Raw genomic sequence first — 11,314 nt, forward strand, 5'->3', positions numbered from 1 at the left:
AAAGACGCGCGACAGAAGTTTCCGCCGCGCGCAAAGCCATCATTCAATGTTATAGGCTGGCGCGACTCAGGCGCGCCGCACGTTCCAGAACACCGGCGTGCCCTTGAGGATCCCTTCCAGATCGGCACGATAAAGCGTCGGCTGCTTGTATTGCCCGATCGGGTAATAGGGCACGTCGTGGAAGGCCTGCTCCTGCATCTTCACCGCCAGCGCCTTCTGTTCCGCCGCATCCGCGGTCGCCAGCCACTGGTTGCGCAGGGCCTCCATCTCCGGCCCCTGATACCAGCCGGGGAAAGTGCCGTCGCCGCGCAGCGTGTTGTGGGTCAGCGGGCTGAGCCAGTCGATCCCCTGCCAGTTGCCGACAAAGGCGCTCCATCCGCCATTCTCCACCGGCTCCTTCGAGGTCCGCCGTTTCAGCACCGAGGCGAAGTCCATCGCCGCATATTCGACGTTCATCCCCGCCTTCTGCATCACGTCGAAGGCAATGTCGCCAAGCGGCTTCTGCGCAAGCGAGTCGGCCGGCACCAGCAGGACGACCTTTTCGCCGTTGTAGCCCGCGGCCGTCAGCGCCGCCTTCACCGCCGCATAGTCGCGCGGGCCGCGCAGCACGTCGAGCCCGGCCTCCGATGCAAAAGGCGTGCCGGGGGTGAAATAGCCAAGCGGGCTATACATGTAGTCCGGATTGTCCCCCACCACCGCGGTCATGAAGGCCTGCTGATCGATCGCCCCCATCAGCGCGCGGCGCACGTCGGGGTTGTTGAACGGTGCCTGCAGATGGTTCACCCGCATCGCGCAGGTAAAACCGAGATCGTCGAGCACCATCGTCCGCAGATCCGGGAAGGCCTGCACGATCGGCAGCAGGTCATGCGGCATGGTATCCTGCCAGTCCTGCTCGCCCGCCTGCATCGCGGCGGTGCCGGTCGCGGCATCTGGCATCGTCGTCCATTCGACGCGGTCGAAATGCACCACCTTGGGACCCGAGGTCCAGTCGGTGACGCCATCCTCGCGCGGCTTGTAGCCCTCGAACCGCTGATAGACGTTGCGCGCTCCGGGCAGGCGTTCGTCGGCGACATAGCGGTAGGGGCCGGAGCCGATGATTTCCGTGATCTGCTGGAACGGATCCGTGTTGGCGATCCGCTCGGGCATCATGAAGCACACGGGCGAGGACACCTTGCCCAGAACATAGGGCACGTAGGGGAACGGCGCCTTCAGGCGGAAACGGATGGTCTTGTCGTCGGGGGCGGAAAGTTCGTCCGTCGCCTGCATCAGCGCATCGCCCGCCGCGTCCCGTTTCGACCAGCGCAGGATCGAGGCGACGCAGTCGCGCGCGGTGACCTTTTCACCGTCGTGCCACATGAGCCCGTCGCGCAGGGTCAGGGTCCACTCCTTGCCGTCGTCGCTGACGGTGTGATGGTCGACCATCTGCGGATGGACCTGCTGTTTCGTGTCCATGCCATAGAGCGTGTCGAACACCATGAAGCCGTGGGTGCGCGACACCTGCGCCGTCGCCGCGACCGGATCGAGCATGGCAAGGTCGATGACCGGAATGTATTTCAGAACCCGCTGGTTCTGCGCCCGCACCAGCGAAGGCGCGGCAAGCAACGTGACCGTGGCGGCCGAGGAGGCCATGAAGTGACGACGTGAAAGCATCTCTATCCCTGCAGCATGAGGTTGTCCCCCGTTTGGCCGGAGGCTTTCAGCGCATTGCGCGCGCTGATTCCGGGGGAAGTCTCGGGGAAACCGTCTCCAACGGGCAAGGGGGTGACCTATGACAAATCCGCCCGTGGCATTCGGCGCGGTGATAGGCCCCGTCCGAAGGGCTATAATCGGCGGGCATAGTGAGGCGGCGAAGATGATAGCTGGCACGGTTGCGGGATTTTTCACCCCGGCGCTAGGATTTCCATGCGCAACCATGACATCGGGAACCATGATGACGACATCCGATCTTACCGCCGCGCCCGTCCGGGCATCGGGCACGAAGGCCATCCGGGGCGAGCATGTGCTGGCCTTCGTCGAGGGCAGGCCGCAGGTGCTGCGGGACCATTGGGTCGTGACCGAGGGCGACCGGATCGTCGCCGTGACCTCCTCGCTGCCAGCGGGCATCGACGAGGTGCATGACAGGCCCCATCAGTTCGTCGTTCCGGGCTTCCTGAACCTGCACAATCATTGCTTTTCCGAGGCGGTCGCGCGCACCCATGTCGAGGATGGCGCCGGGCGCCGCGCGGGCAAGAGCATCATCTACACCGTCTTGCTGCCGCTGACCAAGATCGGCACCGAGATCCTGAGCCGCGAGGAACGCCTCGCCGTCGCGCGCATGGGTATTCTGCAACTGCTCAAGGGCGGCAGCACCACGGTGATGGAACCCTTCCGCGCCGGCATCCCCGAGATGTTCGACGCCGCGCTGGAAATGGGCATCCGGTTCTACGGCGCGCCCTATCTGTTTTCGACCGACATGCCGGTGGGGCGGGCGGACGGCTCTGTCGACTATGCTGCGTCGGATGACAATCCGCTGCGGGATCTGCAGGTCTGGCAGGGGCTATACGACCGCTGGCAGGGGGCGGACGACGGGCGCATCGGCCTTGCCATGAGCCCGCATGCCACCGACACCTGCAACCCCGATTTCCTGCGCCACATCGTTGGCCGCGCCCGTGAGCTGGGCGTGCCCTCGACCATCCATGCCGCGCAAAGCATCGGCGAGATGGAGACCATCGCCGCCCGCTATAACGGCCGCACGCCGATCGAATATCTGGACTGGCTGGGCGTGATGGACCGCGACCTGACGATCGCGCATTGCATCCGCACGACCGATGCGGACCTCGACCTGATGGCGCGGCGCGACACCACGATCCTGAACTGCCCGCGGGTCTTCGCCCGGGGCGGCACGGTGGGATCCTACGCCCGGTTCCGCAGCCACGGCGTGCGCACAACTGTCGCCACCGATGGCTACAACATGGACCTGCTGGGCGAGGTGAACGCCGCGGCGCTGATTTCCAAGATCACCACCGGCGACGCCACCCAGGCGACCGCGCCCGAACTGATGAACGCGATCACGCTCGACGCCGCCGAAGCGATCCGGCGCGACGATCTGGGTCGCATCGCGGTGGGCGCCAAGGCCGATCTGACGGTGCTCGACTTCAGCCATCCGCATCTGCAACCGATGTATAACCCCCTGCGCGCGGCGGTCTGGCTGGCGAACCGGGCAAACATCGGCATGGTGATGATCGACGGCCGCGTGCTGATCGAGAATGGCCACGCCAGCAACCTCGACGAAGCCGAAGTGACCGAGGCAGGCGCCGCGGCGATCCGCAAGATCTGGGACCTGCCGGAGGCGCGCGCCGCACTGGACGCCTGATCGCCCTGAGCGATCGGGCCTTTCCGCCTGTGGGGCCGGCCCCCGCATCAAGCCTGACCCGACGCAGGCATCAGATGCCTGCCGCGAACTTGTGTCCCGCGATGGGATCGCGGCATAGTCACGCAGTCTCCCCGCGGAGGCGGATCCATCCTCAACAGCCGCGCACCCTCCCTGCCCTGCAAAGAAATCCGGACATGACCACTCAGACCTCGCACGATGCCCTCGACCGCCGATACGGTGGCCTTCAGCCCGCCATCGACCTGCCCCTCACGCCCACGATCGAGCTGATGCTGCGGCACCGCTCGGTGCGCAGCTATCAGGACCGCCCCCTTGCGCCCGGCGCGCTCGAGGCGCTGATCGCGGCGGGCCAGTCGGCGGCGACCTCGTCGAACATGCAGGCGGTCTCGGTGATCGCGGTGCAGGATGCGGAGCGCCGCGGCCGTCTGTCGCGCGCCGCAAGCGGGCAGGCCTTCGTCGCGCAGGCCCCCGTGGTGCTGTGTTTCGTCATCGACCAGTCCCGCCCCGCCCGGATCGGCCGGGCCATCGGGGCCGATCTCTTCGCGCTGCCGATGCTCGACAGTTTCATCGCCGGGATCAGCGATTGCGCGATCTTCGCCCAGACCGTCGCCCTCGCGGCCGAGTCGATGGGGCTTGGAACCTGCTTCGTCGGCAATCTGCGCAACGATCCCGAATTCATCGCGCAGGAGCTGAACCTGCCGCCGCAGGCCTTCGTCGTCTTCGGTCTCTGCATCGGCTATGAGCGCCCGCCCGAAACCGGGATCCGCCCGCGCCTGCCGCAGTCGGTCGTGCTGCATCACGAAACCTATTCCGATGCCGGAGAGGCCGAGGATCTGGCCCGCTACGACGCGGTCTTTTCAGCGCATGAAACGGCCCAGGGCCGCCCCGCCGCAACCTGGACCGGCCGGCACCGCGACCGCTTTGCCTCCACCGTCTATCTTGCGGGGCGCGACCGGCTGCGCCGGATCCTGGCGCAGCTCAGCTTTCCGTTGCAATGACGCCGGGGCGCGTGGGTGCGCGGCTGTAGACCCGGCCGGTTCACGAGGCTTGCGCTCCGCACCCTGCCCGCCTGATCGATCGAACCAGAGGCAGGACCTGCCCCGGTCACCGCGCCGGCAAAGGAGCAGTCTCGCGGAACATCGCGCGCAGGGCCTCGGTGTCGATGCCTTTGCACAGATGTCCCGCGGGTTTCACCGTGGGGACGTCCTCACCGGCGACGAGGGCGTTGACCACCGCTTCCTCCACGGCCTCAACCGCGGCGAGGTAGAGCGGATCGATGCAATCCGGGTTCAGCTCGGTCACGGTCCAGAGCGGCGCCGCCCGTTCCGCCGCGCCCTGCGGGTTGGCGGTGGTGAAGGCAAGGAAGATGTCGCCCGAATTGTTCCCTCCGGGCGTGCCGCCCCGGCCGATGCCGATCGCCGCGCGCTTCGCCACCGCGCGCAGGGACAGTTGGGACAGCGGCGCATCCGTGGCGATCACCACGATGATCGAGCCGGTTTCCCGCTCGCGCAGGCGGCCTTCGGGCATCCGCTGCCCGACCGGCCGGCCAAGGATCGTCAGCCAGGGCCGAATGCCGTGGTTCGCCTGCACCAGCGCGGCGATGGTGTAGGTCTGTCCGCCGATCGGCACCCGGCGCGAGGCGGTGCCCGTGCCGCCCTTGAACTCATAGGCGATCATCCCGTTGCCCCCGCCGGTCGAGCCCTCGGCCACCGCGCCCGGCCCGGCCGAGGCCAGCGCGCTCAGCGCATGGTCCGGGCTCACCGCCAGCGTGGTGATGTCGTTCAGCACGCCGTCGTAGGTTTCGGCCACCACGGGCATCGCCCAGGCGTGCCCGTCGCGGAAATGCGCCGGATATTGCGCGATCATCCAGCGCACGGCGGCGGTGTGACAGGCGCCCACCGCATGGGTGTTGGTGATCAGCACCGGGCCGAGGAAATGCCCGGCATCGTCGATCCAGTGCGTGCCCGTCATCTCGCCGTTGCCGTTGAGCGCATAGTGCCCGGCCCGCACCGGCACCGCCTCGGGCGCATGGCCGCGCGGCAGGATCGCGGTGACGCCGGTGCGCAGGCCGCGCGCGGGATCGGTCAGCGTGCAGAAACCGACCTCGACCCCCGCCACATCGGTGATCGCGTTGAACGGGCCGGGAGTGCCGGGAAAGGGCAGGCCCAGATCTCGGGCGCGGGGTTTCATGGGGGTGGTGTCCTTCACTTTCGGTCTCCTCTCGCGCGCAGCCACAGGCCGAGGCCGGCGATCAGCACGGAGGCAAGGATGATGAGCGTCGCAAGGGCGTTGATCTCGGGCTTCACGCCGCGGCGGATCATGCCGAAGATGTAGATGGGCAGGGTCTGCGAGCCGCTGCCCGAGATGAAATAGGTGATGACCAGATCGTCCATCGAGATGATGAAGGCAAGCAGCGCGCCCCCCAGCAGCCCCGGCGCAAGCTGCGGCAGCGTCACCTTGCGGAACGTCACCCAGTCGGAAGCGCCGAGATCGGCCGAGGCTTCCTCGAGCGCGGGGTCGAGACCGGCCAGCCGCGCCTGCACCACGATGAAGACATAGGAGGTCAGAAAGGTGCATTGCCCGATGATGATCGTCAGCAGCGACAGCCTCATCCCCGCCGAGGTGAAGAAGATCAGCAGCCCGATCCCCAGAACGATGTCCGGCATCATCATCGGCACCATCAGCCCGCCCGACCACAGCGCCTTGCCGCGGAACCTGTAGCGGTTCAGCGCCAGCGCCGCCGTGGTGCCCAGAACGGTGGCGATGCAGGTGGTCGAGACCGCGACGATCAGCGAATTGCGCAAGGCGGCCAGCATCTGCGGCGTGCTTTCCACATAGACCGTGCGGCTTTGCGGATCGAACGAGCGGTCGAGACCGAAAAGCCCGCGATACCAGTCGAGCGTGAAGCCTTCCCAGACCAGCATGTTCACCGGATTGGCGTTGAACGAATAGCCGACGATGACCGCGAGCGGCAGATAGAGGAAGGCGAAGAAGATCAGCGAAAAGACCGTCAGGGGCAGGCGTCTCATGTCCGTCCTCCCGCCCGGCGGGCGCGGTTCGAGAAGACCAGCAGCACACCAAGCACCAGCGCCATGATCACCATCGCCAGCGCCGAGCCGAAGGGCCAGTTGCGCGAGGACAGGAACTGCTGCTCGATCAGGTTGCCGGTCATCAGCCCCTTGGCCCCGCCCAGAACGTCGGGCACGATGAAATTGCCGACCGCCGGGATGAAGACGATGACGCCGCCCGCGACGATGCCGGGCACGGTCATCGGCAGGACGACCTTCAGCAGCGTCTGGACCGGCCGCGCGCCAAGGTCGCCCGACGCCTCGATCAGCGAACGGTCGAGCGTGTCGATCGAGGCGAAGAGCGGCAGGAACATGAAGGGCAGGAAGATGTAGACCATGCCGAGGATCACCGCCACGGGGGTGTAGAGGATGTCCAGAGGCTCGGTGATCACGCCAAGCCCCATCAGCACCGTGTTCAGCAGCCCCGAGGGTTTCAGCAGCAGCAGCCACGCATAAAGCCGCACGATCAGGCTGGCAAAGAACGGCAGCGTGATCAGGAACAGGAACAGCATCCGCCAGCGCGGCGCCAGCCCCGCGACCCAGAAGGCGACCGGGTAGCACAGCACGAGGCAGATCGCCACCGTCGCCGCGGCGAGCCCGAGCGAGCGCAGCAGGATGTGCAGATAGACCGGCTCGAACACCTCGGTGATGCCATCCGCCCAGCCGAAGATGCGCCCGTAATTCCAGTGATAGAAGCTCCATTCCACGCCGCCGTAAAGCCCGGGCGTGAGAAGGGAATAGACGGCGATGGTGCCGAGCGGGATCAGGAAAAACACCCCGAGGAACACCGTCACCGGCGTCAGGAGCAGGAAAAGCTGGACACGCTGGCGATGGGTCATGCGCCCGCCTCCATGACATGCACCCGCGCGGGGTCGTAGCCCAGCACGATCCGTTCGCCCTGCGCGGGCACCCGGCCCGCATCGCGCAGGATGACGCCGATCTCGCCCCCGCCGCCTTCGGGTTCGACGCGCAGATGCAGATCGGCCCCCAGATAGATCACCCGTCGCACGATGCCCGCAAGCCCCTGTTCCGCCGGCGCAAGATCGGTCGGCCGCAGCACGGCCACCACTTTCGCCCCGGGCCGCAGGCTGTCCGCCCGCGCATGCAGCACCTGCCCGCCTTCCAGCGACAGTTCCGCCATTCCCCCGACCGTGGCGCGCACGACCGCCGGCAGCAGGTTCGTCTCGCCGATGAACTCGGCCACGAACCGGCTTTTCGGCGCGCGGAAGATTTCGCGCGGCGGACCGGCCTGTTCGATCCGGCCCGCGCGCATCACCACGATCCTGTCGGACATGGTCAGCGCCTCTTCCTGATCGTGGGTGACGAAGACGAAGGCGATGCCCAGCCGGTTCTGCAGATCCTTGAGCTCGATCTGCATCTGCTGGCGCAGGTTCCGGTCGAGCGCCGAGAGTGGTTCGTCCAGCAAAAGCAGCCGCGGCTGCGCGACGATCGCGCGGGCCAGCGCCACCCGCTGCCGCTGACCGCCCGAAAGCTGCGCGGGCCTGCGCGCCCCGAATTGCGCCAGACCCACCTTGGCCAGCGCCTCGGTCACGGCCGCTTCGCGCGACTTGCGCGCGACGCCGCGCACCTCCAGCGCATATCCCACGTTCCGCGCGACCGACATGTGCGGAAACAGCGCGTAGCTCTGGAACACGGTGTTCACCGGGCGGCGGTGGGGCGGCAGCGGGCCGATATCGGCGCCGTCGAGCCGGATCACCCCGTCGTCGATCTGCTCGAACCCCGCGATCGCGCGCAGCAGCGTGGTCTTGCCGCAGCCGGAAGGACCGAGCAGGGTGACGAACTCGCCATCCTCGACGCGCAGGTCGATGCCGTCGAGGGCCGCGAAATCGCGCCCCTCGGGGGTGGTGAAGCTGCGCCGCGCGGCGCGGATTTCCAGCAGGGGGCCGGGCATCCGGGCCTCACTGCGCGGTGCGGATCGCGTTCCAGGCGCGATCGTAGGCCTTCAGCGCCGGGCCGAGATCTTCAAAGATCTGCAACCGCGCCATCGTATCGCCCTGCACGTTGATGTTCGGGTTCGACTTGATGAAATCCGGCGTCAGCTCGTTCGCCGGGCGGTTCGGCGTGCCGTTGAACTGCTGCGCGACGTTCAGCGCGGCGATCTCGGGCGTCAGGTAGAATTCCATGAACTTCCGCGCCGCCGCCTTGTTCGGCGCGTCCTTCAGCACGCAGATATCCTCCTGATACATCGTCGCGCCTTCCTCGGGGATGATGTATTTGATGTTCGGATGATCGACCGCATACATGTTGCCGCCCACGAAGTAATGCGCCGCGGCGATGTCGCCCGACACCAGCAGTGGCATCGATTCATAGGTGAAGGCGGTCACGTCCTTCTTGTGGGAGATGACATATTGCGCCGCCGCCTGGATCTGTCCCGGATCGGTCGCGTTGACCGGGGCGCCGGTCATGATCAGCCCCATGCCCAGCACTTCGCGCATGTCATCAAGGAGCGTGATCTTCTTGCCGGTCCTGCCCGGGATCGCGAAGAAATCCGCCCATCCCGTGATCGGCCCGGTGACATCCTCATTGTAGAAGATCCCCACCGTGCCCCATGCGTAGGGCAGGCAGTAATGCCCCTCGGGATCGCCCTTGGCGCGCTGGAACTGCGGGTCGATGTTGCCGAAATCCGCGGCCGTGTCGATGTCCGTGCGTTCGAGCAGACCGAGTTTCAGCATGATGTCCTCCATCCACACCGATGGGAACACGATGTCGTAGCCCGTGCCGCCCTGCTGCACCTTGGCCAGCATCTCCTCGTTCGCAGAATAGGTGTCGAGCGTGACCCTGATCCCGGTTTCCTGCGTGAACTTGGTCAGCACCTCGGGATTGATGTAGTCTCCCCAGTTGTAGATCGCCAAAGTCTCCTCGGCATGGGCCGTGGCGGCGCCAAGGATGAAGGGCAATGCGCAGATCAACGTCGTCTTCATGTCATTCTCCCCGTCGGGGCGCGTGGCGCCACTGATGTTTATGACAGATTGCTACCATAATAATAAAATGACACAATACGTATCATGACCGATCCTGTTCCCCCCTCCCCCCTTTCGCTGCGTCTTCAGGCAATCGAGGGCCGGATGACCAAATCCGAGGCGGTCCTTGCGCAATGGCTGCTGCGCAACGCGCCGACTCTGGGCCTCGAAACGGGCGCGACCATCGCGCAGAAGACCGGGGTGAGCGAAATCACCGTCAGCCGGTTCCTGCGCCGGCTTGGCTATCGGGGCATCACCGCGCTGAAACAGGACCTGCGCACCAGCGGCGCGGCGCAGCTTCCGGGCAGCGATCTCTACCTGCGGCTGGAGAATGGCGAGCTTGGCACTCAGATCCGGCGCGACGCCGAAGCGGTGCTGGCGCTGGCGGAACAGATCGCCCGCCCCGAATGGGAAGAGGCGATCGGGGCGATCTTCGCGGCCGACGAGGTGTTCGTGACCGGCTTCCAGTCGGTGAAGGGCGCGGCCGAGGATTTCTGCCGCCGCCTCGCCATCATCCACGACCGGGCGCGCTTTCTTGCCGCGCATGACTCGGGTCTTGCCGAATGGCTGCCCGCGAACGGCGGGCGGCGCTGCCTGATCCTGATCGACACGGTCCCCTATGCGCGCGAGGCCGAGACGATGCTCCGGCTGGCCGTCGCCTCCGGCATGACCGCCGTGGTCGTCACCGAGGAGTTGAACACATGGGCGGCGAAGCACACGCCCTGGGTCTTCTTCGTGGTGAACCGGGTGGAGACCTATATCGAAAGTTCGGGCCCGCTGACCTCGATGCTGAGCCTCATCGTAAGCGCGGTGGCCGCCCGGGACGAGGCAAAGGCGCGGGCGCGGCTGGAAGCCTGGCCGGCGATGCTGCGCGCGCTCGACCTGTTCTGACCGTCAGTGGCGGGCGGCATCAGAGCCACGACCTTGCTGAAAGATCACGGTCCGAGGACAAAGCCCCCGGACCGCCCCCGCCACCTACCCCAGCAGGCCTTTCGCGAACACCGCCCCCATCTGGGGGAAAACATCGGGCCGGTCTTCGCAGATTTCCTTTCCCTGCGTCATCAGGCACAGGATCACCGGCGTCCGGCCCGGCATCGCCACCCGGATCAGATCGTGCTTGTAATAGGACGCGCGGGGATCGCCGGTCCATGAATTGCGGCCGGCCTTGCTCCACAGCGTCGCCTCCTCCGGCATTCCGCCGCCCAGATAGTCGAAGACCTGGAAATGCGGCGAGGCCGCCTTTTCACTGTGGCGATCGCGCAGCAGGATCTGTTGCGCCCTCGCGCGCGGCGCATCGGCCAGCGGCACCTCCCCCGCGAAAAGCTCGTGAAACAGCCGTGCCGCGGCCAGCGGCGTCAGCGCGTTGAGGTATTCCCCGTGACGCCCGGCATATTGCGCCTCGCGCCCGTAGCGGGTGTCGTCCATCAGCTTTTGCGTGATGTTGCAGCCCTCGAACTCAGGCCAGCCGAGGTCGAGGAAGAACCGGTTCAACCCCTCCCGCCGCTGCCGCCATTCGGTGAATTCCGTCCCGTCCAGCAAGGTGTCACCCGTCGTCCCGGTGACAAGATCGATGATGTAGTTGGTGGCGGTGTTCGACGACCAGGTGATCATGTCGTGCATCGCGCGATCAAGATCCTCATGCGGGCGGACCGCTCCGCCCTCGATCCGGTTCAGGACGTGGACCAGATGGAACGCCTTGACCAGACTGCACGGATAGCAGCGCCAGTCACCGCGATAGGCGAAGCCCGCTGGTGTCGCCCCCTCGCGCAGCGCGACGAAGCCGAAATTGTCGGGCGTCAGCCCCTGCCCGGCGAAACGGTCAATCAGCTCTGCCGCGACGGCCTCGCAGCGGCGGGTCCACTCGGGATCGGATGTGAAGAACATGGTCTTGCTTT

The 11,314-nt window shown here is 66.5% G+C and carries 10 protein-coding genes; 3 read left to right on the plus strand and 7 right to left on the minus strand.

Features of this window, described 5'->3' with window-relative positions; genetic code table 11:
- Positions 1 to 66: 66 nt before the first annotated feature.
- Positions 67 to 1,650, minus strand: coding sequence for an ABC transporter substrate-binding protein (locus D2T30_RS08800; RefSeq protein ID WP_128208561.1), 1,584 nt, complete (start codon positions 1,648 to 1,650; stop codon positions 67 to 69).
- Between the two features lie 280 nt (positions 1,651 to 1,930).
- Here D2T30_RS08800 and D2T30_RS08805 point away from each other — a divergent pair, with 280 nt between their 5' ends.
- Together D2T30_RS08805 and D2T30_RS08810 are read left to right on the plus strand one after the other, a co-directional pair.
- Positions 1,931 to 3,352, plus strand: coding sequence for an amidohydrolase family protein (locus D2T30_RS08805; RefSeq protein WP_128208562.1), 1,422 nt, complete (start codon positions 1,931 to 1,933; stop codon positions 3,350 to 3,352).
- Positions 3,353 to 3,546: 194 nt separating this feature from the next.
- Entirely contained in the window at positions 3,547 to 4,368 is an 822-nt protein-coding gene (locus D2T30_RS08810) for an NADPH-dependent oxidoreductase (RefSeq protein ID WP_164884258.1), read from the plus strand.
- A gap of 106 nt (positions 4,369 to 4,474) precedes the next feature.
- Here D2T30_RS08810 and D2T30_RS08815 read toward each other — a convergent pair whose 3' ends face one another.
- The 5 genes from D2T30_RS08815 to D2T30_RS08835 are packed head-to-tail and all read right to left on the minus strand — an operon-like array spanning position 4,475 to position 9,380.
- Positions 4,475 to 5,578 (minus strand): P1 family peptidase, encoded by a 1,104-nt coding sequence (locus D2T30_RS08815; protein ID WP_241651226.1) that lies wholly within the window; start codon positions 5,576 to 5,578, stop codon positions 4,475 to 4,477.
- Complete coding sequence (locus D2T30_RS08820) at positions 5,575 to 6,399, minus strand: ABC transporter permease (protein ID WP_128208564.1); 825 nt, start codon at positions 6,397 to 6,399, stop codon at positions 5,575 to 5,577. Before D2T30_RS08820 ends, D2T30_RS08815 begins: the two co-directional genes overlap by 4 nt.
- A complete protein-coding gene (locus tag D2T30_RS08825) occupies positions 6,396 to 7,277 on the minus strand; it encodes an ABC transporter permease (protein WP_128208565.1) in 882 nt (293 codons plus the stop codon). Before D2T30_RS08825 ends, D2T30_RS08820 begins: the two co-directional genes overlap by 4 nt.
- A complete protein-coding gene (locus D2T30_RS08830; RefSeq protein WP_128208566.1) occupies positions 7,274 to 8,350 on the minus strand; it encodes an ABC transporter ATP-binding protein in 1,077 nt (358 codons plus the stop codon). The genes D2T30_RS08825 and D2T30_RS08830 overlap by 4 nt, the downstream gene beginning before the upstream one ends.
- A gap of 7 nt (positions 8,351 to 8,357) precedes the next feature.
- Positions 8,358 to 9,380 carry a polyamine ABC transporter substrate-binding protein gene (locus D2T30_RS08835; RefSeq protein ID WP_128208567.1) on the minus strand — a complete coding sequence of 341 codons (1,023 nt, stop codon included), beginning with the start codon at positions 9,378 to 9,380 and terminating at the stop codon, positions 8,358 to 8,360.
- Positions 9,381 to 9,464: 84 nt separating this feature from the next.
- Here D2T30_RS08835 and D2T30_RS08840 point away from each other — a divergent pair, with 84 nt between their 5' ends.
- On the plus strand, positions 9,465 to 10,310 hold the full coding sequence (locus D2T30_RS08840; protein WP_128208568.1) for a MurR/RpiR family transcriptional regulator: 846 nt from the start codon (positions 9,465 to 9,467) through the stop codon (positions 10,308 to 10,310).
- Positions 10,311 to 10,394: 84 nt separating this feature from the next.
- On the opposite strand, the gene D2T30_RS08845 is transcribed toward D2T30_RS08840, so the two are convergent.
- Positions 10,395 to 11,303: a serine hydrolase gene (locus D2T30_RS08845; protein WP_128208569.1), complete on the minus strand. Its 909-nt coding sequence runs from the start codon at positions 11,301 to 11,303 to the stop codon at positions 10,395 to 10,397.
- Positions 11,304 to 11,314 lie beyond the last annotated feature (11 nt).

Source organism: Paenirhodobacter populi (assembly GCF_004022215.1).
Lineage (GTDB): Bacteria > Pseudomonadota > Alphaproteobacteria > Rhodobacterales > Rhodobacteraceae > Rhodobacter > Rhodobacter populi.

What these genes read in the sequence shown, in the direction of transcription:
- D2T30_RS08835 (WP_128208567.1), bottom strand. Translation starts at nt 9,380, where the DNA reads ATGAAGACGACGTTGATCTGCGCATTGCCCTTCATCCTTGGCGCCGCC.
- D2T30_RS08840 (WP_128208568.1), top strand. Translation starts at nt 9,465, where the DNA reads ATGACCGATCCTGTTCCCCCCTCCCCCCTTTCGCTGCGTCTTCAGGCA.
- D2T30_RS08845 (WP_128208569.1), bottom strand. Translation starts at nt 11,303, where the DNA reads ATGTTCTTCACATCCGATCCCGAGTGGACCCGCCGCTGCGAGGCCGTC.
- D2T30_RS08830 (WP_128208566.1), bottom strand. Translation starts at nt 8,350, where the DNA reads ATGCCCGGCCCCCTGCTGGAAATCCGCGCCGCGCGGCGCAGCTTCACC.
- D2T30_RS08805 (WP_128208562.1), top strand. Translation starts at nt 1,931, where the DNA reads ATGACGACATCCGATCTTACCGCCGCGCCCGTCCGGGCATCGGGCACG.
- D2T30_RS08810 (WP_164884258.1), top strand. Translation starts at nt 3,547, where the DNA reads ATGACCACTCAGACCTCGCACGATGCCCTCGACCGCCGATACGGTGGC.
- D2T30_RS08800 (WP_128208561.1), bottom strand. Translation starts at nt 1,650, where the DNA reads ATGCTTTCACGTCGTCACTTCATGGCCTCCTCGGCCGCCACGGTCACG.
- D2T30_RS08820 (WP_128208564.1), bottom strand. Translation starts at nt 6,399, where the DNA reads ATGAGACGCCTGCCCCTGACGGTCTTTTCGCTGATCTTCTTCGCCTTC.
- D2T30_RS08825 (WP_128208565.1), bottom strand. Translation starts at nt 7,277, where the DNA reads ATGACCCATCGCCAGCGTGTCCAGCTTTTCCTGCTCCTGACGCCGGTG.